The 22607-nt window shown below is 62.8% G+C and carries 18 protein-coding genes and 1 pseudogene; 2 read left to right on the top strand and 17 right to left on the bottom strand.

From position 1 onward, the window contains the following. Nucleotides 1–10 precede the first annotated feature (10 nt). From FLM52_01290 to FLM52_01215, 16 genes and pseudogenes are all read right to left on the bottom strand, one after another. Nucleotides 11–1468: a hypothetical protein gene (locus FLM52_01290; GenBank protein ID NVN54445.1), complete on the bottom strand. Its 1458-nt coding sequence runs from the start codon at nt 1466–1468 to the stop codon at nt 11–13. Between the two features lie 75 nt (nt 1469–1543). Further along, a complete protein-coding gene (locus FLM52_01285) occupies nt 1544–2713 on the bottom strand; it encodes an iron-containing alcohol dehydrogenase (protein ID NVN54444.1) in 1170 nt (389 codons plus the stop codon). A gap of 392 nt (nt 2714–3105) precedes the next feature. Continuing rightward, complete coding sequence (locus tag FLM52_01280; protein ID NVN54443.1) at nt 3106–3855, bottom strand: ABC transporter permease subunit; 750 nt, start codon at nt 3853–3855, stop codon at nt 3106–3108. A 1-nt stretch (nt 3856) separates the two neighbouring features. Then, the gene (locus FLM52_01275) at nt 3857–4576 is read right to left on the bottom strand and encodes an ABC transporter permease subunit (protein NVN54442.1); all 720 of its coding nucleotides are present in this window, start codon (nt 4574–4576) and stop codon (nt 3857–3859) included. A gap of 96 nt (nt 4577–4672) precedes the next feature. Then, the gene (locus tag FLM52_01270) at nt 4673–5431 is read right to left on the bottom strand and encodes a transporter substrate-binding domain-containing protein (protein ID NVN54441.1); all 759 of its coding nucleotides are present in this window, start codon (nt 5429–5431) and stop codon (nt 4673–4675) included. A gap of 208 nt (nt 5432–5639) precedes the next feature. After that, nucleotides 5640–6497: an amino acid ABC transporter ATP-binding protein gene (locus FLM52_01265; GenBank protein ID NVN54440.1), complete on the bottom strand. Its 858-nt coding sequence runs from the start codon at nt 6495–6497 to the stop codon at nt 5640–5642. Between the two features lie 421 nt (nt 6498–6918). After that, nucleotides 6919–7893, bottom strand: coding sequence for an ABC transporter substrate-binding protein (locus FLM52_01260; GenBank protein ID NVN54439.1), 975 nt, complete (start codon nt 7891–7893; stop codon nt 6919–6921). 203 nt (nt 7894–8096) lie between these two features. Further along, nucleotides 8097–8738, bottom strand: coding sequence for an HD domain-containing protein (locus tag FLM52_01255; protein ID NVN54438.1), 642 nt, complete (start codon nt 8736–8738; stop codon nt 8097–8099). A 20-nt stretch (nt 8739–8758) separates the two neighbouring features. Further along, the gene (locus FLM52_01250; GenBank protein NVN54437.1) at nt 8759–9877 is read right to left on the bottom strand and encodes a DUF971 domain-containing protein; all 1119 of its coding nucleotides are present in this window, start codon (nt 9875–9877) and stop codon (nt 8759–8761) included. Between the two features lie 263 nt (nt 9878–10140). Further along, nucleotides 10141–11298: an amidohydrolase gene (locus tag FLM52_01245; protein NVN54436.1), complete on the bottom strand. Its 1158-nt coding sequence runs from the start codon at nt 11296–11298 to the stop codon at nt 10141–10143. 262 nt (nt 11299–11560) lie between these two features. Continuing rightward, nucleotides 11561–12184 (bottom strand): hypothetical protein, encoded by a 624-nt coding sequence (locus FLM52_01240; protein NVN54435.1) that lies wholly within the window; start codon nt 12182–12184, stop codon nt 11561–11563. A 107-nt stretch (nt 12185–12291) separates the two neighbouring features. Further along, entirely contained in the window at nt 12292–13641 is a 1350-nt protein-coding gene (locus FLM52_01235; GenBank protein ID NVN54434.1) for a TRAP transporter large permease subunit, read from the bottom strand. Continuing rightward, complete coding sequence (locus FLM52_01230; GenBank protein NVN54433.1) at nt 13631–14362, bottom strand: TRAP transporter small permease subunit; 732 nt, start codon at nt 14360–14362, stop codon at nt 13631–13633. Before FLM52_01230 ends, FLM52_01235 begins: the two co-directional genes overlap by 11 nt. Beyond that, complete coding sequence (locus FLM52_01225) at nt 14359–15402, bottom strand: TRAP transporter substrate-binding protein (GenBank protein NVN54432.1); 1044 nt, start codon at nt 15400–15402, stop codon at nt 14359–14361. The genes FLM52_01230 and FLM52_01225 overlap by 4 nt, the downstream gene beginning before the upstream one ends. 559 nt (nt 15403–15961) lie before the next feature. Further along, the gene (locus tag FLM52_01220; protein ID NVN54431.1) at nt 15962–16108 is read right to left on the bottom strand and encodes a hypothetical protein; all 147 of its coding nucleotides are present in this window, start codon (nt 16106–16108) and stop codon (nt 15962–15964) included. A gap of 180 nt (nt 16109–16288) precedes the next feature. Beyond that, nucleotides 16289–17497, bottom strand: a pseudogene (locus FLM52_01215) (PAS domain-containing protein). Between the two features lie 398 nt (nt 17498–17895). On the opposite strand from FLM52_01215, the gene FLM52_01210 reads away from it, so the two are divergent. Then, on the top strand, nt 17896–18753 hold the full coding sequence (locus FLM52_01210; protein ID NVN54430.1) for a hypothetical protein: 858 nt from the start codon (nt 17896–17898) through the stop codon (nt 18751–18753). Between the two features lie 183 nt (nt 18754–18936). On the opposite strand, the gene polA is transcribed toward FLM52_01210, so the two are convergent. Further along, a complete protein-coding gene (gene polA, locus FLM52_01205; GenBank protein NVN54429.1) occupies nt 18937–21825 on the bottom strand; it encodes a DNA polymerase I in 2889 nt (962 codons plus the stop codon). Nucleotides 21826–22095: 270 nt separating this feature from the next. Between polA and FLM52_01200 the strand changes: the two genes are divergently transcribed. After that, nucleotides 22096–22425, top strand: coding sequence for a DUF2782 domain-containing protein (locus FLM52_01200; GenBank protein ID NVN54428.1), 330 nt, complete (start codon nt 22096–22098; stop codon nt 22423–22425). Nucleotides 22426–22607: the final 182 nt, after the last annotated feature.

Below are 22607 nucleotides of genomic sequence, written 5' to 3'. Positions count from 1 at the left end.
TCACGATACGTCAATGCGAGGACGTCGGGGAGTCTGTCGAGGCGGCACCTGTCGAGGACAGGCTTGCCGTCTTGCTGTCGGCCGGCGCGATATCCGACTTGCCGATATCACGACTGAAGGTCTCATCGATCTCGCCGGAGAAGAAGCGCTTGCCGTAGATCAGCAGACACAGCGCAATGCCGATCCCGAAGGCCCAGGCAGCCCCCTTGATGACCAGTACGGCGGCGATCACCCCGGCAATGCCCAGGTCGCGCTGGCTACGCGCTTCCAGAATGCCCAAGCGCACGCTGACATAGCCCTGGATCAACAGCGTCAGCGCCAATGCTATCCCTAGGATGGGCTGGACCAGACTGACGATGGGCAACAGCAGTAGCCCGGTATTGGTACCCCAGCGGAATGAGCCCGAGCCACCGAACAGCGAATGCATCGCCTGCTTGCCTTCCTTGTAGCGTTCGACCACCACCACCTGCATGGCAGCCCACAGCGGGCCACACATGGTGACGTCCGGGCCGAAGAGACTCATCAGGGTATTGCGCCCGCCGAAGATCATGTGCGCACGGTTGGCGTCGTAGTCGATCTTCTCGTCGGGGCGCGATTCATCAGCTTCCTCGACCAGTGCCTTGGACTGCAGAACATCGCCGAACAGCACGATATAGGCAGCCAGCACGGTCGGCAGCGCCGTCAGGAACATCGCCAGCGGCGGCAAGCCGACACCGAAGACAGTGTACTGGCTGAACATGGTCACGAAATCAGGTTGGCTGAAGCCCCACTGCACATCCGGCCATGCGGCCTCACCCACCAGCGGAGCGACGACGATCGCCAGCAGGATGATCGGGAAGATTCCCAGCTTGCCGAGATTGCCCCAGAACGGATTCGTGGTCTTCAGCTTGGCGAAATGACGCGAGAAGATGATGTAGAAAGCCAGACCTACCGCGATGCTGATGGTGATGGGATAAGTATCGAAACGCCCGCCTTCTTTGAAGACCACGCTGATTGCGGCCAACCCCGCGCCCATGATGATGCCAGCCTTGATCGCCGAGGGGATCATGTTGACCACCTTGCTGGCCAGCCCCGTTCGCCCGAGCACGATAGCCAGTATCCCGAGCATCAGCTGGAAGGCAATCAAGGCATGCACCCGCGCCTCCCCCTCCGGGAAGGTCGCCACATAGGCCATCAACAGTGGAATGGCCGGCGTGATCCAGCCGGGAATGACCGGGTCGCCCAGCAGGTGGTGAACCAGATACAGCAGACCATTGAGCATCACGATGGCCAGTGCGGCCTCGAACGGCATGCCCAGGAGCTCCGTCATCAACGGGATGGCGGCGAGATCCACCGCGCACATCAACAACCCTTGCAGGTAGTCGGGCAGTTCGAAACGGTAGTGCAGGAAGGGAAGACGGATCTTGAAGAGCCCCAGCGCGAAGTAGGGGCTTTCCTCACCGGGCTGGCGGGTTTTCCAGTGGCTCATGATGGCGTTCCTGTTGTTATCGTTATGCATCTGCACCCTTGGTGGAGATGGTGTTCAGAAAGAAGATTCAGCGCTTCAGTAGGCCGCGCGATAGATACTCTCGATATCGGCCTGGCTGAGCTGACGTGGATTGTTGCGCAGCAGGCGTTCGACCTTGAAAGCATCTGCCGCAAGAGAGGGAATGTCCTCTTCGGGGATGTCGAAATGGCGCAGGCCGCCGGGGATGTCCACATCACGACATAGCGCATGCAGTCGCTCGACGACCAGTTCGGCAGTCGCTTCATCCTTGAGCTTGCGATGTGGGGTATCGAGGGCCTCCGCAATGTCCCGGAAGCGCTCGACACAAGCCAGTGCATTCCAGCGCATCACGTGGGGCAACAGCAGTGCGTTGGTTACCCCATGTGGCAGGTGGTAGCGCCCTCCCAACGGATAGGCCAGGGCGTGCACCGCCCCGACACCGGCATTTCCGAATGCCATCCCGGCCAGCAGACTGCCAGTCGCCATGTCTTCACGCGCCTTGAGGTTGGCAGGATTGGCATAGGCCTTGGGCAAGGCCTTGATGATCAGACGCATGGCCTTGATGGCCAGTGCATCAGTGATCGGCGTGGCGAAATTGGAAAGATAGGCTTCGATGGCGTGGACGAGCGCATCGACACCGCTGGCGGCAGTGACATGACGGGGGCAGCTCACCGTCAGCTCCGGGGCCACGATGGCGACATCCGGCAGCAAGTAATCATTGACGATGCCTTTCTTCATCCTCGCTTCGGTATCAGACAGAATTCCGATGTTGGTCACCTCGGACCCGGTGCCTGATGTCGTCGGCATGGCGACAAGTGGTGCACCGCGGACACGTGCCTTGTTCTCGCCAAACAGGCTCTCGAGGTCACCATCATGGGTCGCATACACCGCCACGCACTTGGCGATATCCATCGCACTGCCACCCCCTACCGCGATCAGGCCATCGCAGCCTCCCTCGCGGTAGCTGCTCATGCAGTCCTCGACGATATGCACTTCAGGCTCGGCGCTGACATCACTGAAGATGCGATAGTCCGTCAGGTGTCCTCTGGCCTTGAGGTCATCCAACTGAGCCTTGATCGGCTCCAGTGTTCCGGACCCCAATACACCAGGGTCGGTGACCAACATCGGCGAATGCATGCCCAGTCGCACGACCTCCTCGGCAAGGCGAGTCGAGGCTTGTTGCCCGGTGATCAGACGATTGGCAGATTTGAAGCTGGCGATACTCATGGCGATATCCTTTGGTGAGTGACGAGATGAATCCGCTGACCGCGTCTCTTGTCACTGTGGATAGCAAGCGCTATGCCAGCTCCATTCGTCTTACAACCTGCTGATATTGCTAGTATTATTCTCAGCCCCCTCCCAAGGTCGCTACGCCGATGGTCTAGAGGTGATTCCATATCACATCAAATCAGCGCCAATTTGATTCCCTTTGGAATCAAGAGGGCGATACCTATCATGCTGTGCAGTCGGCGTGGATTGCCTATACCGAAAAGTATGCGGATGACCAGAAGCGCACCCCGCAGAAAGCACACGAAGACGCCGAGTCGACTGACTCGGCTTATTCGTGTGCAAGAGAGATTATCTGCGGGAAATCAGCAATGCCCGCCAGGCGAGTGGCCTCAGGCGGGCCTTGGCTGGCGCAGGCGCGACAGCCACCCGCCGCTGCGTGCCTGGGCGCGTACTCCGGGGAAGTTGAGTTCGACCTGACGCAGGCACAGGGTCAGCAGGATGGTCAGCACGAGGTAGATGGCGCCGATGAACAGCAGCGGCTCGTAGGTGAGGAAGTTCTCGTCGCGGATGATGTTGGCGACCTGCAGCAGGTCCATCATGGCGATCGTCGAGACCAGCGGCACCGACTTGAGCAGCAGGATCATCTCGCCGGTCAGGGTCGGCAGGCACAGCTGGATGGCGCGCGGCAGCCACAGGCGACTGAAGACCTGAAACGGCCCCATGCCGAAGGCACGCCCGGCTTCCCGCTCGCCCGGCGGCACGCTGAGCAGCGCCCCGCGCAGGACTTCACCGGAGTAGGCGCCCACCGAGAGGGTGAAGGTCAGGGTGGCGTAGAAGAACGGATCACGCAGGATGCCCCAGAACATGCTCTCGCGAATGCCGGGAATGCCCTCCAGCAGGCGACCGATGCCGTAATAGAAGAAGAACAGCTGCACCAGCAGGGGCGTGCCACGCATCACGATGGAGACGCCACTGGCCAGCCAGGCGAGCGGCCTGGGGCCCTTGATGCGCGCCATCGCCATGCCGACCGCCAGCGTGAAGCCGAGCACGGCCGACACCAGCAGCAGCACCAGGGTATTGATCAGCCCTGTCCACAGCGATTCCTGATAATAGGGGTCCGATAACCAGCTGAAATCCATGTCACGCCTCCTGGGCTGAAATATCGGGTTCGCCGCGGCGCACGTAGCGCTCCAGACGACTGAACGCGGCGCTCGAGGTCAAGGTCATCAGCAGATAGAGCAGCCCCGCCACGCTGTAGAACAGGAAGTACGCGCGCGAGCTGGCGGCCGCCTGTTGCACGGTGAAGAACAGCTCGCTGAAGCCGATGACGCTGATCAGGGCGGTGTCCTTGATCAGGATCAGCCACAGGTTGGACATGCCCGGCAGTGCGTTGGGCAACATGCCCGGCAGCGTGATGTAGCGAAAGCGCGCCATGGGCGAGAAGCCGTAGGCATCGGCCGCTTCCAGCTGGCCCTTGGGGATGGCCAGGATGGCGCCGCGAAAGACTTCGGTCATGTAGGCGCCCTGCACGAAGGCCAGCACGCCGACGGCGGTGACGAAGCCGCTGATCTCGACCTTGCCCGCGACACCCAGCGCGTTCATCAAGGCGGTGAGCGCCTGGGAGCCGCCGTAGTACAGCAGGATGATCAGCAGCAGTTCCGGCACCGCGCGCACGGCCGTCGAATAGCTGGTGGCCAGCGCGCGCAGCGGCGCCCAGGGGCTGAGTCGTGACGCCGCCCCCACCAGTCCGAGCAGCAAGCCGATGGCATAGGCGGCGAAGGCGATCTGCAGGGTGGTGACGGCACCGGCGAGTATCGGGGCTGCCCAATCGGCGAGCCCTTCCTGGGCGAACTGGGACATGATCAGCGTCCTTCTCGTATCAGTAGGAAATGGCGGATGCGATACGCGAGGCGTGCTGACCAGACGACCTCAGCCGGCCGGCCAGCACGCGCAGGCTCAGCCCAGGCAGACGTCGGTATCGAAGTACTTGTTCGAGAGCGCCGTGCAGGTGCCGTCCACATAGACCTGATGGATGGCCCCATCAAGCGCCTCTTTCAGCGCGCCATCTTCCTTGCGTACCCCGACACCGGCACCGATGCCGTAGGCCTCGTGCTGTGGTGTGGTCGCCTTGATCTCGAAGTTTTCGGCCTCGTCACGCTTGACCAGTGCGCTCATGGCGATCTCGTCGGCCAGAATCACGTCCACGCGCCCGGACAGCAGGTCACTGTTGACCTGCTCCTGCTGGTCATACAGGCGCACATCGACGCCAGTGCTGCGCAGCGCTCGACGCGCGAAGTTGGCGTGGGTGGTCGCCGCCTGGGTGCCGAGAATCTTGCCGTCGAGGCCGTCCGGTATCTCGAGCTCTAGATCCTTGGCGGCCACGTAGGCACCCGGCGAGTTGTAGTAGGGGATGCTGAAGTCGATGACCTTCTCGCGGGCCTTGGTGATGGTCATCGAATTCATGATCATGTCGATGCGACCGGCCTTCAGCGAGGGGATGATGCCGCTCCAGCCGGTCGGGGTGATTTCGCACTCACGCTGCATGGCGTCACAGATCGCCTCCGCCAGCTCCACTTCAAAACCGGTCCACTCGCCGCTGGCGGAGGTGTAGGTGAAGGGCGGGTAAGGTTCCGCGGAGATACCGATCTTGAGGGTGTCGGCGGCATGCACCTGAGCGGCGCCCAGCGTCAGTCCACCCAGCGTCAGTCCCCCCATCATCAGGGCGCCGGCCAGCTTGCGCAGCGCAGAGATGGGAGCAGAGGTGGAAGCAGAGGCAGAACGCGTTCCGCGTGTGGTCAGTGAAGGTGTCTTGGCAGCGAATCCAGCGTCGTTCATCAAGGTCATCAGGCCATCTCCTGGCTGTTGTTGTGGGTCCATCTACGTCATGGCGGGGAGGTCCATGCCGGGGTGATGCAAGCAGGGCTCAGGCGGCCGGTGCGATGAAGCGGCGGCAGCGCTCATGCTCGGTCTGCTCGAAGACCTCCTCGGGGCTTCCGGCCACGCCTACCCTGCCCTCATCGAGGAACACGATCTGATCGGAGACTTCTCTGGCGAAGGCCATCTCGTGGGTCACCATCAGCATGGTGCGGCCCTCATCGGCGAGGCTGCGGATGACGCCGAGCACTTCACTGACCCGCTCCGGGTCCAGCGCCGAAGTCGGCTCATCGAAGAGCAGCACGCGCGGCTCCATCGCCAGCGCACGCGCGATCGCGACCCGCTGCTGCTGGCCGCCGGAGAGAAAGGCCGGATAGCTGTCGGCGCGCTCCAGCATGCCGACACGTTCCAGATAGTGCTCCGCGATACGCGTCGCCTCACGGCGTGACATGCCCTTCACGCGCATCGGCGCCTCGGTGACATTGCCGAGCACGGTCAGGTGCGGCCACAGATTGAACTGCTGGAAGACCATGGTGACCTTGGAGCGCAGGCGCTGGATCTGACGACGATCCAGCCCGATGAGGCCGCCACGGCTGTCGCGGTCGAAGCGCACATGCTCATCGGCGATCGACAGCTCGCCCCGGTCGGGGCGCTCGAGCAGGTTCATGCAGCGCAGCAAGGTGCTCTTGCCGGAGCCACTGGCGCCGATGATGGTGGTGACGGTGCCTTCCTTCACGCGCAATGACACGTCGTGCAGCACCGCCAGATCACCGTAGTGCTTGACGATGTTGCTGGCTTCGACGACGACCCGATTCGAGGCAGCGCGCGCGGGCCTTGCCTGGGCGTCCGGGCGCGCCTGCGGAGGCTGGGAGATGCCGTCACTGTCTGCATTCTTCGAGCGGGTCATGGGAGATACGTTCGAGGGCGAGATAGTCATGAGCGACTCACAAGTGGGTGGCTGTGGCTGGCGTGAAATGGGCGATCGTGCAGCCGCTAGCGGCGTGACGCACCCTGCTGGTGCGGCGTGATGCTGCCGGGCCTGACGGACGATGCGCGGATGACGCCTGTCTTGCCGCTGCGGGCTGCGCAATCGGCGATCGAGCTGCAATCGAGCGAACGACTATTGATACGTTTGTATAGCAAGAGGCGTTCCACATTGCGACTTTCCACGCCAGAGGCATGGCAAGCAGGGTCGTGGTTCACGGATTGTGCGTCCTGGACGCGACGTGGCCTGGGCGCTGCGGGGCTTGGGCAATACGAGGCCTGGGCGGGAGCCATCCCTCGGCGCCCGCCCACGCCGTCAAGGCGGCAGCAAGGTTAGGCCAGCCTCACAGGCTGGCCTTCACGGCGGCCAGGGCATCCTCGCCATCGCGCGTGGTCACGTCGGCGAGAAATTCCGCCAGCCGGTCCGGATTGGCGGCCAGCCAGTCGTGCGCCACCTCATCGAGGTCACGCTCCTTGAGGCTGTAGTCGAGGATGAAGCCGCTCTGCTCTTCGGAGCTGAAGACCAGCTGATCGAGGAAGCGGGCGAGGTTGGGATTGGCTTCGGCGTAGGCGGTGCGCACGACGGTCTTGACGTCACTGGCGCCATTGTCGGGGCCGAACACCGACTCCGGGTCTGCCAGGATATGGGTGTCGAATTCCGGCACCATCCAGTGCGGTGTCCAGCCGTAGAAGGCGATCCAGCGTTGCTCGCGCTGGGCGGCACGTACCTCGCTGAGCATGCCGGGCGTCGAGGACTCCATCGCATCCCAGTCGCCCAGGCCATAGACATCATTGTCGATGGCGCCATTGAGCATGTCGCTGACGGTGGAGCCGCTTTCGATGGAGTAGACGGTCTCGTCGAATTGGTCGGCGTGGGCGGCAAGGTCCGCGGCGCTGTGGATGCCAGCCTCGTAGACATAGCCCGGCACCGCGAAGCCCATGCGGGCGCCGGTGACGTTGTTGCCGAGATCGGTGATCGCACCGGCGGCCATGGCCGCGTCATAACTGTCTTTCTGGGCAGGCAGCCAGCCAGCGAGGAAGGCGTCGCTGTCGCCGGTGGTCAGGGTGTTGTAGCCGACGGTGGAGCTGACTTCCTGTCGCTCCACGTCGTAGCCCAGCGGGGCGAGAATCCGGGCGACGATCTCGCTCTTGACGGTGACGCCGGGCCACGGCGGCACGATCAGCGTCAACTCGTCATCCTTGTCCTGGGCCGAGGCTGCCAGGCTAGCCGTGCCGAGCAGCAGCGTCGCGAGGGCAAGCAGACCACGGCGGGCGCCGTGCTTCGTCGTAGGTGTCAGGGGGTACGGGGTGGTGGTCATCGTGTCTTTCCTTGTCGGTTCCGGTCGCGCCGGGCCTTGTTGTTGTCGGGGCTGAAAGGCTTCGTATATGGCGGTCGTCGTGCGTGTCCGTCGTTCACGGCGCTGTCGTTGTCGGCGCTTGTGTCTTCTCCGCCCTGCCGCGTCGCTGAATTCGCCGCAAGCAATTGATTCGTTGGAGCTTTACCCTCCAGAGGAGTGCGTCTTCAGCGAGCACTGGCCTGCCTGTCCATGCCCTTCTCAAGCTCTGGCTCCATTTCTGCCTCAATTTCTGGCTCCGGCACCAGATCCGGCAAGCCGCCGAAGGGCGCCCGCCCCATCACGCGCTCCAGCATCGGGATGAAATGCTCCAGCGGCAGGGTGTCGTATTCGGGGTCGAAGCTGGTCTGGTCCCACTCGTCACAGAAGCGCACGGTGCGCTCATAGGCGGGATGCCCGGCATGTGCCTCGCGGGCGTGGCGGTCCTGACCGAAGAATTCGCGGTAGTGATAGCCCTGGAACAGCTCGTGATGACGAATCATCCAGGTATTCAGCGGGTCGATGAACGACTCGAGGATACCGGCGGCGATCTCGGCATGATTGGCCGGTGCCAGGTCGTCGCCGATGTCATGCAGCAGCGCGCAGACCACCATCTCCTCATCGGCACCGGCGCGCAGCGCGCGGGTGGCGGTCTGCAGGCAGTGTTCGTAGCGATCGACCGGATAGCCGTGGTGATCGCCCTTGAGACGCCCCAGATGCTCGATCACGCGGCGGCTGGCATCGGACTGATACTTGCGGAAATGATCATCGATCAGTGCCCACTCGGCATGGGTGCTTTCCTCGAAGCGGCGAAAGCGTGCCTGGGTCATCGGGGCACTATCCTGCTGACTCATGCGGTGGCCTCCTGCGTGGTGTTCAACGGCTTGGCGAGCTGGTCCGCCAGCAGCAGACGGCGGCTGGCGGTGGAGTCACGGTCCACGTAGCCCTGACGCATGTGGCGGATGCCGCCCTCCAGCTGGAAGGCGCTGCGCCCGTGAAACAGTCGATAGTTGTCCATGATCAGCATCTGGCCCGGGGCCAGCTTGAGATGCAGCGTGAAGTCGTCACCGGAGATCAGGCGATAGAACGCCTGGCGGGCAGCATAGTAGCGACGCAGGGTCGCGCCGGGCAGCGCCGGTACCCGCTCGGTGCGGTTGGAGAAACGTACTCGGGCAACCTGGCCACGGCTGTCCAGCTCGATCAGCGGGCCGGCACTTTCCAGCCGCGTGGTGGCATCGTGATAGCGAAAGTCGGGGGTGACCTCGGTCAGGCAGGTGAAGGCCTCGGGGTCGACGCGACGCAGGTGCTCCGCCGCGCTGAAGCCATCCACCAGCATGCTGTCGCCGCCCTGGGCCGCGTTACGCAGGCAGTGCAGCCAGATATAACCCGGAATCGGGTCGCGGTAGGGATTGTCGGTGTGGGGTTCCAGCCCGCGCTGGGTCATCGTGAGGTCATAGGCATTGGCGACGGATTTCACATCGGCGATACCGCCCCAGTTGGTGCGTCGCAGCGGCCCGATACGGTGAATCAGCCCCTGCATGCCGTCCTCCGTGTCCGGCACGCCACTGACCCGCACGAAACCGAAGCGCTGCAAGTGCTCGAGCATGTCCAGCAAGGCCGCGTCATCCTCCAGCGCCGCGGCGAAGTCGGCCTCGGGCAGCCGGGCCAGATCCCCCTGCCAGAAGGTCATGCCCTGATAGGGATCGGGCGGCTGACACTCCGCCAGCAGGGTCGCCAGCGAGAAGCTCGCCGCATGGCCGTCACTGAAAGCCAGCGACAGCGTATCGCCATCCAGCTGCGCCCGGGTCAGGCTCAGGTCCAGCGGCAGGTCCGCCGCCTCGATCAGGCGTTGACCTGTGAGGGAATCGAGCGTCGTTTCATCGGGACTCCGCTCTCGCAACCAGAGCGCCTCGAGGGTCAGATCGCCCTCGGCGTGGCTCAGATGCAGTTGTTGTCCAGGGTCTTTCAGGCTGACGGAATGCGGGCTGCTGGGCACTCGATGATCTCCACGGCTGAGGGAGCGGCACTGTTGTCTTACCGGGCAGGTGCCTGCTCGCGGATGCTGGTGCGACGCTGAATCTCCCTTTACCTTAATCACTTCAGCCAGAGCAGATTGATGAAATTGGACGCATAATTGATCAAATTGGCCATCATTACGCTGGCCATGATCACATTGGCTATTGATCACACTGACAATTGATCCGACGGGAAGCTGAACAGGGCCACTGGATCTCACGAGTCAGTCATGAGGAACCTGCGAGCCACGCACGCCAGAAAGTGGCTGCCCGGCGCCAGCGACGCATCATTGAAGTCGTAGTCAGGCTGGTGGAGATTGGGACTGCCGGGCTGATCACCGTTGCCGATCCAGCAGTACGCTCCCGGCACCGCCTCCAGGAAGACGCCCATGTCTTCCGAGCTCAGGCTTATGGGGTGCTCGACGAGACGCTCACTGCCCCACTCTGCCGTGATGACCTCACGGCACAGCGCCGCGCAAGCCAGGTCATTGGCCACCGCCGGCGTGGAAGGGGTGTATTCGAGCGTGACCTCGCAGCCCGCCGTGAGTGCGGCTCCCTGGGCCACCTCGCGAATCCGCTGCTCCAGCAGCTCGCGTACCTGCGGCGTGAAGCTGCGCACATCGCCCTTCACCCTGGAAGTTGCTGGAATGATGTTGCTGGCATCCCCGCCATGCACACTGCCGACGCTGATGACGGCGGTATCACTAGGGCTGATGTTGCGGCCGACGATCTGGTGGACGCCGGTGATGAACAGTCCCGTGGCCAGAATCGGATCGCGAGTGAGATGCGGCATGGCGCCGTGCCCGCCTCGGGAATGAAACGTCACGCTGAATTCGTCGCTGGCCGCCATGTGCGGTACGTCATGCACCACGAAATGGCCCGTCTTGACCCCCGGCCAGTTGTGCATGCCGAAGATGGCCTTGACGGGAAAGCGCTCGAACAGGCCGTCGGCCAACATGTCGGGCGCGCCGGTGCCCGCCTCTTCCGCCGGCTGCACCACCAGCACCACATGGCCCCTGGGCGGACGCTGCTGCACCAGCTCCATCGCTGCCCCGACCAGCATCGCGGCATGGCCATCATGACCACAGGCATGCATGACATTGGCATGCTGCGAGCCATGCGTATTACCGGCGTTTTCCTGAAGCGGCAAGGCATCCATGTCGGCACGCAGCGCCACGCCGATGCCGGGCTCCTCGCCGTAGATGATGGCGACCAGACCATGCCCGCCGATCCCCTCATGCAATTCATCCACTCCGACCTCGCGCAGCATGGCGGCCACCCGCCGGGCGGTCTGCTGCTCCTGACACGAAAGCTCTGGGTGACGGTGCAACTCATGACGGAACGCGGTCAGCGTCGCCAGATCCTGCTCATTCATCGGGGCTTCCTTCCATTGCTCGAACGTCATGATTGTTGTCCTGTCATCATGCCCATGCCGCTCGCTCCTCAACAAGCTCGCCCCTCAACAAAGTCGCTCTGTCTGGCGTTTCCCGATCTGAATACCCGATATAGACGAGCGAGCTACACGTCCGGCAGCACCTCCGACAGGCAAGACGCCCGTGCAAGGCACCGGGCGTCCTGGGGTCAACAGAAACTGCGGAGGCAGCGGATATTGCAAGAACAGCTGAGATCAGCAGCGCTCAATCCGTCAGGTGCAGCACCTGACCATTGAGGGAGCGCCCGGCGCCCCCGGCCAGAAAGCGCGCGCATTCCGCCACGGCGTCCGGTCGGCTGCCCTCGGGGCACAGCAGATTGGCGCGCACCCTGTCCGGCGCGCGTGATGCCAGCCGCTGGATCAGCTCACTCAGCGCCGCCTGTGCCATGGCAGTGCCGTGATGGTCCCGAGAGGACAGCTGCGAGGACGGCGACGAGGACGGCTGCGAGGGCAGCGGTGGTGCCACGGCCAGCAGGCGTCCGCCGTGGCGCAACATGCGCGCACAGGCCGCCTTGAGCAAGGCGCCGGGGCCGGCGACCTGCGCAACCAGACACGCCTCCAGCGACTGCCCGGCCACGGCCTGCGGCGGCATGCAGACCAGCACGTCGAGGCGTCCGAGGCGCGCGACCAGCGCCTCGAAGCAGCCGTCGCCGACCACCTGACCGAAGCGGTCCGACTGCTCGCCGCCCAATGCATCCAGCACGCGTTCGAGGTCCGCCTGGGCGATTCCCATCAGGGCGATGATGGCACCATCTTCCAGGAAGGTGCGCGCCATGGCCTCCAGCCACTCCCCCTGCCCCGCGATCAATACCCTGCGTCGTGGCAGCATCTCGTTCTCCCTGATAGCTCGCTCCAGCGATCACGCACTCGCCGCACCACCACCTCCCTGTGGTGGCAAGCCGGCGCTCATGGCATCAACCCTCATGGCATCAGCCCTCATGGCATCAACCCCGGCAACCACAGCACCAGTGCCGGGAACAGCATGCACAGCACCAGCCCCGCCAGCTGCAGGCCGACGAAGGGCAGAATCGAGCGATAGATGGTGCCGATGGACACCTGCCCGGCGGTGATGCCCTTGAGGTAGAACAGCGCATAGCCGAAGGGTGGCGTCAGGAAACTCGTCTGCAGATTGATGGCGACCAGAATCGCGAACCACACCAGCAGCCCCTGGCCGGAAAGCCCGAGCCCGAAGTCCAGCGCCTCGACCACCGGCGCCACCAGCGGCAGCACCACGAAGCTGATCTCGATCCACTCCAGGAAGAAGCCGAGCACGAAGATCAGCCCCATCAACAACAGCAGCAGGCCGTAGGGGCCAAGGCCGGTGCCGGTGATGACATCCTCGATCAGGTAGTCACCGCCCAGGCGCTTGAAGACCACCGAGAAGCAGGTCGCGCCGATGACGACGAACAGGATCATCGCGCTGGTCCGCGAGGTATCCCTGAGCGTGTTGCGCAGGGTGTCGAAGGACAGCCCGCCCATCACCAGTGCCAGCAGCAGACTGCCACCCGCGCCGATGGCCGCGGCCTCGGTGGGCGTGGCGATACCGGTCATGATCGACCCCAGCACCGCGACGATCAGCACCATCGGGCCGAGCAGGTCACGCAGCAGCGCCAGCGGCAGCGGTGTCTTGTCGGTGCCGAGCAGCGACTGGTCCGGTAGCGGTGCCCAGTCCGGGCGCAGCTTGGCGGTGATCAGCAGATAGGCGATATAGAGCGCGCCGAGCATCAGCCCCGGAATCAGCGCCGCCTTGAACAGCGCCCCCACCGAGATCTGCAGGATGGAGCCCATCAGCACCAGCATGATCGAGGGCGGAATCAGGATGCCCAGGGTGCCGGAGGCCGCGATCACGCCACAGGCCATCTCGGCCTTGTAGCCCTGCCCCAGCATCACCGGCAGCGCCAGTAGGCCCAGCATGACCACCGAGGCACCGATGATGCCGGTACTGGCGGCCATCACCACGCCCAGCAGTGCCACCGAGACGGCCAGGCCGCCATGCACGCGGCCGAACAGCCGCTGCAGCGTCATCAACAGATTGCGCGCCACGCCGGAGCTTTCCAGCATCAGCCCCATGAACACGAACAGCGGAATCGCGATCAGCAGCCAGTTCTCGATCACACCACCGAAGATGCGCGAACCGACGGTGCCGAGAAACGGCAGCGGGATGTCGCCGATGAAGGCGAACAGGATGCCCAGCCCGCCGAGCAGAAAGGCCACCGGGTAGCCGGAGAAGATACCGATCAGAAGTGCCACCACCATGGCGATGGGCAAGGCGTATTCAGCGAGCATTGTCATGGCTCCCGTCTGCATGATTCTGGGGTGCCGTGGCGTCGGTGGTCGCTTGCGCAGCATTCTGCTGATCCGCAAGGCCGGCCAGACTGGCAATCTCGTGGTCTTTCAGGCGCTCAGGGGTGCGCGCCGGGTCGAACAGGCAGGCCAGATTCTCGAAGATCTGCCCCAGCGCACCGAGGGCGAGGAACACCAGCCCCGTCGGCAGCATCGCCTTGATCAGGTAACGGTCCACCAGGCCGCCATAGTTGGACTTCTCGCCGGACATATAGGACATGGTGACGAAGTGCTTGGACAGCCAGGCGATCAGCAGGCAGAAGGGAATCAGCATGATGAGGTGGCCGAGGATATCGACCACGGCGCGTCCGCGTGGCGAGAGACGCTGATAGAGCAGATCGACCCGCACATGGGTGTCGCTGTGCAGGGCATAGGTGCCACCGAAGAGCGTGAGGATACCAAACAGGTGCCACTGCAACTCGGTGACGGAATTGATGGTGATCGCGGTACCGAACAGCAGCACGTCGGGCGACCCCCAGTTGGCGATTTCATTGATGCCCAGGGCGTTGAGCGTGACGGTGGTGAGCACGGCCAGGATGATCGCCAGACCCAACCAGCTGGTCAGGCGACCCACCCAAAGCCCCAGGCCGACCAGCGGTCGGCCCAGGGCGTCACACACCGCCCCGCCCTGTGCCCGCCAGGGTGCAAGGCGGGGGTCGGTCATTGGGCGCTACCCTCGTCAGCGTTGTCTGCCTGCTTCATGGCCATCGGCTGCGGCATGGCCTGCAGCTCGTACCATTCGTCGATCAGAGCGGCGTGCTTCATCAGCGAGTCGTAGGCCTTGGCGAAGTCAGGATTGGTCTGCTTCTCTTCGGCCAGCACTTCACCCCAGGCTTCCTGCAGCGCGGTCATTACCGGTTCCGGGAAGCGCTTGACCTCGACACCCTTCTCCTCGAGCTCGTGGATCGCACGTACCTGAGCCGGCGGCGCTTCGGCCATCGCCCACTGCAGGGTCGCGCGGCAGGCAGTCTGGAACTGCGCCTTGCGCTCATCGCTGTAGCTGTCCCATACCTGCTGGTTGATCAGCAGCGAGAACCAGCTGGCGCTCTGGTGCCAGCCCGGGAAGTAGTAATACTTGGCGACTTCATTGAAGCCCATCGCCTGATCGACCTGCGGCACCGAGAACTCGGTGGCATCGACACGGCCACGCTCCAGCGCGAGGTAGATCTCGCTGCCCGGCACCAGCTGGGTGGAAGCGCCCAGCTTGTTGAGCACCTTGGCGCCAAGGCCGGAGATGCGCATCGACAGGCCCTTGAAGTCCTCCGGCGAGTTGATTTCCTTGTTGTACCAGCCGCCGGTTTCCTGCGGCGAGATGAAGCACGGCAGCACCTTCACGCCGTAGGGGTCGTAGGCGGCCTGCACAAGCTCGGTACCCTCACCGGCCCACATCCAGGACATGAAGGCTTCCGGGCTCGGGCCGAACGGCAGTGCGCCGTAGAGGTTGGTGATCGGCACCGTGCCGGCCCAGTAGCCCATCCAGTCCCAACCGGCCTGTACCGCACCGGAGGAGACGGAGTTGAAGACTTCGAAGGCCGGAACGAGATCGCCCGGTTCGTGCACGCGCAGGCCGACCTCGCCGCCGGTCGCGCTCTTGAGTTCCTCTGACAGGCGCACGGCACCGGCGCCGAGGAAGTTCTTGGTCGAGAAGGTACTGGCGACGTCGAGCTGTTTCGGCCCTTCCGCCTGGGCCGGCATCGCGGCCATCAGTGTGGTGGTGGCCACGGCCGCCGCAATGGCAGCTGCGAGGCGCAGGCGGCGGGTCGGCGTCGACAGGTGTGGCGCTGAAGTATGTGGCGTGGCGTGTTGCGACATGGTGCGGCTCCCTGATTTGTTGTTGTGCTCGCTGGTCGTACGGCTTGTGGCTTGCTGGACATGAACCACGTTGCAAGATGACGCTTACGTCAACTTACCCGAAGACAACGCAAGCGGCTGACCACGCCACAACAACGTCAATGATTTCAGAGAGCTACGAGAACAACGCCCGCACGAGCCGACTCATCGCGCCCTGCGCGGCAGTATCGGCCCATGACAGCGTCCGGAAAGCCGGACCCTCCGGCCGCCAAGGCTGCGACCAAGGTCGCGCGCTGTCATGCATTCTGTCTACGACTCCAGTCGAATATGCCGATAGAGGAATGCAGACCCCACGCGGGTGTGCAGGCCATGAGGTGGCGGGAAACGCAAAGCGTCCGGAATTCCGGTCACCGACCGAATTCCCGGACGCTCTGGCCACTCATTGGTGGCGGAAAGGTGGAATGTCTGTCGATCAAGGCGCTTCGGCCAATAGCCCATGCCGGTTGAGCTTCTCGTAGAGCGAGGACTTGGCGATGCCGAGCTGACGGGCGGCACGGGTGCGATTGCCCTCGGCAGCGCGCAGCGCATCCACGATCAGCTGGCGCTCCGCCTGGGCCATCGCCTCACGCAACGTGGCCGGTGTGGTGTGTGGCTCCCGGGCGGTTGTGGACGACTCGGGCGCTGAAGCGGGTGTGGACAAGTCGCTTTGATGGGTAACGCCATGCCGGGCATCGCCATGCCGGGCATTTCCATCTCGAGTTGCGCTATATCGGGCATCGCCATGCCGGGCACCGATGGCATCCGGCAGATCGGTCGGTTGGATATGGCTGCCGCCCAGATAGAAAGCGGCTTCGAGCACGTTTTCCAGCTCGCGCACATTTCCGGGCCAGTGGTGGGCGCACAGGCGTTCGAGGGCGGCGTCGGAGAGCATCGGCGGGCGGCGGCCACTGCGTCGCGCCAGGCGTGACAGAAGGTGCGTGGCCAGGGTCGGCAGGTCGTCGCGGCGCTCGCGCAGTGGCGGTACCTGCAAGGGCACCACATTGATGCGATAGAAAAGGTCTTCGCGGAATTCGCCACTCTCGACCAACGCTTCCAGCGGACGATGAGTCGCGGCGATGACACGCACATCGACGCTGACCAGACGGGTCGCGCCGACCGCCTCGACCTCGCGGTCCTGCAGCACGCGCAGCAGCTTGGCCTGCATCGCCAGCGGCATGTCACCGACCTCATCGAGAAACAGCGTGCCGCCATCCGCGAGCTGGAACTTGCCGGGCTTGCCGCCACGCTTGGCGCCGGTGAAGGCGCCTTCTTCATAGCCGAACAGCTCCGCTTCCAGCAGCGCTTCGGGTATCGCCGCGCAGTTGAGCTTGATGAAGGGGCCCTTGGCACGCGCCGAGCTGCGGTGCAGCGCATGGGCATACAACTCCTTGCCGGTGCCGGACTCGCCACGGATCAACACCGAGGCGCCGCCGGGGGCGATCTTGCGCACCTTGCAGGCCAACTCCCGCATCGCGGGCGAATCGCCGATGATGTCACTCAGCTGCCAGCGCGCGCCGGTGGGGGTTTCCAGCGCCTGACGGTAATAGTCCACCTCCGCTTCCAGCGCCTGAACCTGAGCATTCACCTGCCGCCATTCCCAGGTGTCGTGATAGAGCACCGAGCCGATGGCGCCGATCAGCTCGCCGTCGCGGAAGATGGGGTAACGGTGGGCAATCATGTGGTGGCCACGAATCAACTGCAGTTGGGCCAGCTCCGCGCGTCCGCTCTCCAGCACCTCGTGCATGCGGGTGTTCTCGATCACCTCGCTGACATCGCGTCCCAGCACCTCGCTGGCCTCGACGCCGAGAAACTCGGCGTAAGGCGCGTTCAGAAACTGGATACCGCCCTGGGCATCCACCACCACGACCCACTCCTCCACCGCATCCATCGCGGCACGCAGCAACTCGCGGCGCCCCCGCTCCAGATGAATCGAGGTGGCAGGTAGATCATCGCGCAGCGGGGCAGCCATCTTCTCCTCGCCCACCGCGCCTGACACAGGCATCTGCTGAGCCATCACCGCTCTCCCTTGGCGTGTCCGGTCATCGTGGGCAGCCGTCATGCCGCCACCAGCACCCGCCGGGTCTGATTGTTATGAGCTGCGCCATCACGCAACCAGCGTCCGGAAAACCGGACACCACCCACAGCATCGGCCTACCGCCGCCAAGGATCAACGTAGCCAGTGGTCGTAGAGCTTCACGTTAGACATTTTACTAAGCCAGTTACTAAAAATAATCGCGAAAACAACTTGCACTCGAGCTAAACTACCGTAAATATCAATCAATTCAGAAATCGCTACTTACCACTTGTGCTACACCCACACAGCTAAAAATATTTAACAATTATCGAAAATTACGCAAGGGAATCAATATGAGCCGTGGAGTAATTGCAGCACCTGCGATAATCAACGTCCAAGGCAATGGATTTGTAATGGAACGCGGGCTTTCAGAGCAAGAAATTCGTTATTATTCTTTATATTGGGACAGAATTGTCATACCCGGAAACAATCTAATCTACGTTGGACTGCCTGATGAAAAAATATTAATTGATAGCGGTGTCATTGAAAGACCTCGAGTTACATTTCAAGGCTCTTTCATGGGAGCTGAGGTCGGCCATTCCTTTGCAAAAGCTCAATCTGTCGTAGCAAAAGAACTTATCGAGAAAGAAAAATCGATTGACTGGGTCCTACATCAAATTGGAAACAATCTAAATATACCGAATGAATACGTTGAGCAAAAGCACTCTTTACGCTTTGAACTTGTTAACCTACTACCTGTACCAAGTGGCGACACTCCTATTGAAGAAATACTAGACTTCAAAGAGCGGAGAGCTACAGAGCTAAATGCCTTACATGCTGCAATTGAACTTGCTTATGTAGAAGCTCTTAAAAATCCAGATTCCAACTTGGGATATGCGGGGGCTATTCGTGAACTAAAAACCAGCATTAGTAATCTTGATGAAGTAGCAAATGAGCGTTGGCGAAGAACATCTAAATTTGATTTTTCAGCAGAATTCAATCTTGATGGCGGGCGTTTTGTGAGTGCTGTCGCTAGCGGTGCGGCCTTCGATTTCTTCACTAATGCTTTCACAATGCCGGTAGGTGCAGTTGTTGGTGGCATTGGATCTCTGATAAAACTGAAAGCTTCTTATCGCTCAAGCTTTAAACCAGCAGCCAACAATACAACTCTTGCCTTCTTATCGCATGCAAGTGCAGAAAATATCATATAGAAAACATGCGAAAAACTATTCTCCCTATTGACATAATAAAAAATAAACAACAAGGAAGTATGAAGCATAACTGGCACCCTACAAACCATCCGGGGTGCCAGCCAACAAATAAGCCCTTCAAAACAAAGCTACTATATTTCCTCGACGAGCTATTTTCTATTTATCTGAGCACTCACACTAGTCTCAGTGCGCTTCTTCCCAGTTGTCGCCTTGCTCGACTTCGACGAGCAGCGGGACGTCGAGGGAGGCGGCGTTCTGCATGCGCTGGGCGACGTCTTTCATGAAGTCTTCGACCTGCGCTTCGGCGACTTCGAAGACGAGTTCATCGTGTACCTGCATGACCATCATGGCGTCATAGGCCTTGTCACCGTCATTGCCCGCCAGCCAGGCGTCCACGTCGATCATGGCACGCTTGATGATGTCGGCGGCGCTGCCTTGCATCGGGGCGTTGATGGCGGTGCGCTCGGCGGCAGCACGACGCGCATGATTGCGCGAGCCGATTTCCGGCAGGTAGAGACGACGGCCGAAGATGGTCTCGACGTAGCCCTGCTCGGCGGCGAGGTGGCGCGTGTCTTCCATGTAGGTGGCGACGCCCGGATAACGCTCGAAGTAGCGCTCGATGTAGGTCTTGGCCTGGCCGGGTTCGATATCCAGCTGACGCGAGAGGCCCCAGGCGGACATGCCGTAGATCAGTCCGAAGTTGATGGCCTTGGCGCTGCGACGCTGATCACTGCTGACCTTCGCTTCCTCGGTGCCGAAGACTTCCGCGGCGGTGGCAGCGTGCACATCGCGATTCTCGGCGAAGGCCGAGAGCAGGCCCTTGTCACCGGAGAGGTGCGCCATGATGCGTAGCTCGATCTGCGAGTAATCCGCCGCGACGATGCGATAGCCGGGGCGCGCGATGAAGGCCTGACGGATGCGACGGCCCTCGTCACTGCGCACCGGAATGTTCTGCAGGTTCGGGTCTGACGACGACAGACGCCCGGTAGCGGTGACGGCCTGATGGTAGCTGGTGTGCAGGCGACGCGTGGTCGGGTTGACCAGCTGCGGCAGCTTGTCGGTGTAGGTGCTCTTGAGCTTGGTCATGCCACGATGGCGCATGATCAGCTTGGGCAGCGGGTAGTCCAGCGCCAGCTCCTCGAGCACCGCTTCGGCGGTGGACGGCGCGCCCTTGGGCGTCTTCTTCTTGACCGGCAGCTTCTGCTCCTCGAAGAGGATCTCGCCCAGCTGCTTGGGAGAAGAGAGATTGAACTCGCGGCCCGCAAGCTCGAAGGCCTGCTTCTCGATGTCGTGGATCTGCTCGGTCAGCTCACGCGTCTGAGCGTGCAGGCGCTCGGGGTCGATGGCGACGCCGTTGCGCTCGATACGCGCCAGCACCGGAATCAGCGGGTATTCGTAATCACGCAGTACCTCACCCAGACGCCCGAGCTTCTCGATGCGCGGCATCAGCAGCGCGGCGAGGCGCAGGGTGATGTCGACATCCTCACAGGCATACGGCATCGCCTCTTCCAGCGCGATCTGGTCAAACGTCAGCTGCTTGGCACCCTTGCCGGCGATGTCGGTGAAGCTGATGGTGCTCTCGCCCAGATACTTGAGCGCCAGCGAGTCCATGTCGTGACGGGTCGCGGTGGAATTGAGCACGTAGGACATCAGCATGGTGTCGGCCAGCGGGCCGGCCACCGCGATGTCATAGCGCGCCAGCACCTCGATGTCGTACTTGAGGTTCTGGCCGATCTTGGTGATGGCGGTGTCGGCGAGAATCGGCGTCAGCGCCTCCAGCACGGCCTGGCGATCCAGTTGCGCGGGGGCATCCAGATAGCTGTGGGCGACGGGAATGTAGACGGCCTCGCCGACTTCCAGCGCCATGCCGATGCCGACGATCTCGGCTTCCATGTAGTTGAGGCTGGTGGTCTCGAGGTCGAAGCACAGCGAGGTGGCGTCGCGCACGCGCTCGAGCCACGCATCCAGCTCGGCCTGCTCGGTGATGGCGCGGTAGTTGCGCTCCTCACGCGGCGGCAGCGCCTCGGGCATCTCGTCTTCCTCATCCGCCGCATCCAGCTCAGGCGTCGGTGCAGCGGCGGTCTTGCCCTTGCCGGCGGCCTTGTCCGCGACCGGGGCGATGCTGTCGCCGAGCAGGTCATTGCCGGCGGCAGCGCTGCCCTTCTCATCGGCATGCGGCGTGGCCGCCATGTCGCCGCCTTCCAGCAGCTCCTTCAGCCAGGCCTTGAACTCCATCTCGCGGTAGAGCTCGACCAGCGCGGCGGTGTCCGGCGCGGCGATCGCGAGGTCATCCAGGCCATATTCCAGCTCGCAGTCCAGCTTGATGGTGGCGAGACGATAGGAGAGATAGGCATCTTCACGATGCGCTTCCATCTTCTTGGCCAGGGTCTTGGCGCCACGGAAGCTGAGCGTCTTGATGCGATCGAGATCACCGTAGATGGTGTCGAGGCCGCCTTCCATGCCCTGCAGCAGGCCCAGCGCGGTCTTCTCGCCCACGCCCGGTACGCCGGGGATGTTGTCGACCTTGTCGCCCATCAGCGCGAGGAAGTCGATGATCAGGTTCGGCGGAATGCCGAACTTCTCGGTGACGCCGTCCACGTCCAGCGTCTCGTTCTTCATGGTGTTCACCAGGGTGATGTGCTCGTTCACCAGCTGGGCCATGTCCTTGTCGCCGGTAGAGATGACGGCATCACGCCCGGCTTCGGTCGCCATGCGCGCCAGGGTGCCGATGACGTCATCGGCCTCGACACCTTCCACGCACAGCAGTGGCAGGCCGAGGGCGCGCACGCAGGCATGCAGCGGCTCGACCTGCAGGCGCAGGTCATCCGGCATCGGCGGACGCTGGGCCTTGTACTCGGGGTACATGTCGTCGCGGAAGGTCTTGCCCTTGGCATCGAAGACCACCGCCATGGGGCTGTCCGGGTACTGGCGAATCAGGCTCTTGAGCATGTTGATCACGCCCTTCACCGCGCCGGTGGGCAGGCCCTTGGAGGTGGTCAGCGGCGGCAGAGCATGAAAGGCACGATAGAGATAGGAAGATCCATCGACGAGAACGATCGGCGTGGCGGCCATGAGCAGTCGCATCCGTAGGCTGAAGGGTGAGCTTGGAGCAAGCAGAGTCGGGGCCGAAAACCTTCGGCAGCTATGGCTGTCATGATACGCAAGGGCTGCGGCGAGGCACAGTCGCGACATGGCTTGTGCACTGCGTGCCCGCTCAGCGAAATCGTGCATGCCGCCGGCAAGAGTCGTAAACTGCGCCCATCAGGCAGGCATCGGGGGTCGCGCCGCATCGCCCGCCTTCAGGACTTCCGCGCACCGTACCTTGCGTCCAGGAGATTTCTCATGCGCTCGACTGCTTCCATTGCTCCGCATTCCCTGCTGCGCCTGCCCACGCTGCTGGCCACCGGGCTGCTGCTGGCCGTCACCGCCCTGAGTGCGCCGCTGGCCGTCGCCGAGAGCGAGGCCCCGAAGCCGCAGATCACCAGCCGTCAGCAGGATGACCGCCAGCTGCGCGAATACCGCGTCAATGGCCATCTGTATGCCATCGAGATCATCCCCAAGGGCGGCGCGCCCTTCTTCCTGCTCGACAGTGACGGCAACGGCAACTTCATCAAGTCCAGCGTCACCAGTGCCAGCCAGCTCAAGGTACCCGGCTGGGCACTGAAAAAGTGATAAGCTCGGCATCTGGTTCACGCGAGAGCTGAGCCAGCAGCGACAGGCATCACGCCCGCGGCATATCGCTTGCCCCCGGGCGTGACGGCATCCTTCCTGCATACCTACAACAACTCCTGTCAGCGCATTGCCGCCGCTTCGCTCCGGCGGCGCGCCACTGATGGGGCGGACACATTTCGGCG

The sequence above is a fragment of the bacterium Scap17 genome, from assembly GCA_013376735.1.
In the GTDB taxonomy this organism is placed as follows: domain Bacteria; phylum Pseudomonadota; class Gammaproteobacteria; order Pseudomonadales; family Halomonadaceae; genus Cobetia.
Note: the sequence above shows the minus strand (reverse complement) of the source record. Positions and strands in the feature narration are given on the sequence as shown.

What these genes read in the sequence shown, in the direction of transcription:
- FLM52_01290 (NVN54445.1), bottom strand. Translation starts at nt 1,468, where the DNA reads ATGAGCCACTGGAAAACCCGCCAGCCCGGTGAGGAAAGCCCCTACTTC.
- FLM52_01285 (NVN54444.1), bottom strand. Translation starts at nt 2,713, where the DNA reads ATGAGTATCGCCAGCTTCAAATCTGCCAATCGTCTGATCACCGGGCAA.
- FLM52_01280 (NVN54443.1), bottom strand. Translation starts at nt 3,855, where the DNA reads ATGGATTTCAGCTGGTTATCGGACCCCTATTATCAGGAATCGCTGTGG.
- FLM52_01275 (NVN54442.1), bottom strand. Translation starts at nt 4,576, where the DNA reads ATGTCCCAGTTCGCCCAGGAAGGGCTCGCCGATTGGGCAGCCCCGATA.
- FLM52_01270 (NVN54441.1), bottom strand. Translation starts at nt 5,431, where the DNA reads ATGGGGGGACTGACGCTGGGTGGACTGACGCTGGGCGCCGCTCAGGTG.
- FLM52_01265 (NVN54440.1), bottom strand. Translation starts at nt 6,497, where the DNA reads ATGACCCGCTCGAAGAATGCAGACAGTGACGGCATCTCCCAGCCTCCG.
- FLM52_01260 (NVN54439.1), bottom strand. Translation starts at nt 7,893, where the DNA reads ATGACCACCACCCCGTACCCCCTGACACCTACGACGAAGCACGGCGCC.
- FLM52_01255 (NVN54438.1), bottom strand. Translation starts at nt 8,738, where the DNA reads ATGACCCAGGCACGCTTTCGCCGCTTCGAGGAAAGCACCCATGCCGAG.
- FLM52_01245 (NVN54436.1), bottom strand. Translation starts at nt 11,298, where the DNA reads ATGAATGAGCAGGATCTGGCGACGCTGACCGCGTTCCGTCATGAGTTG.
- FLM52_01240 (NVN54435.1), bottom strand. Translation starts at nt 12,184, where the DNA reads ATGCTGCCACGACGCAGGGTATTGATCGCGGGGCAGGGGGAGTGGCTG.
- FLM52_01235 (NVN54434.1), bottom strand. Translation starts at nt 13,641, where the DNA reads ATGCTCGCTGAATACGCCTTGCCCATCGCCATGGTGGTGGCACTTCTG.
- FLM52_01230 (NVN54433.1), bottom strand. Translation starts at nt 14,362, where the DNA reads ATGACCGACCCCCGCCTTGCACCCTGGCGGGCACAGGGCGGGGCGGTG.
- FLM52_01225 (NVN54432.1), bottom strand. Translation starts at nt 15,402, where the DNA reads ATGGCCGCGATGCCGGCCCAGGCGGAAGGGCCGAAACAGCTCGACGTC.
- FLM52_01220 (NVN54431.1), bottom strand. Translation starts at nt 16,108, where the DNA reads ATGGCCCAGGCGGAGCGCCAGCTGATCGTGGATGCGCTGCGCGCTGCC.
- FLM52_01210 (NVN54430.1), top strand. Translation starts at nt 17,896, where the DNA reads ATGAGCCGTGGAGTAATTGCAGCACCTGCGATAATCAACGTCCAAGGC.
- polA (NVN54429.1), bottom strand. Translation starts at nt 21,825, where the DNA reads ATGGCCGCCACGCCGATCGTTCTCGTCGATGGATCTTCCTATCTCTAT.
- FLM52_01200 (NVN54428.1), top strand. Translation starts at nt 22,096, where the DNA reads ATGCGCTCGACTGCTTCCATTGCTCCGCATTCCCTGCTGCGCCTGCCC.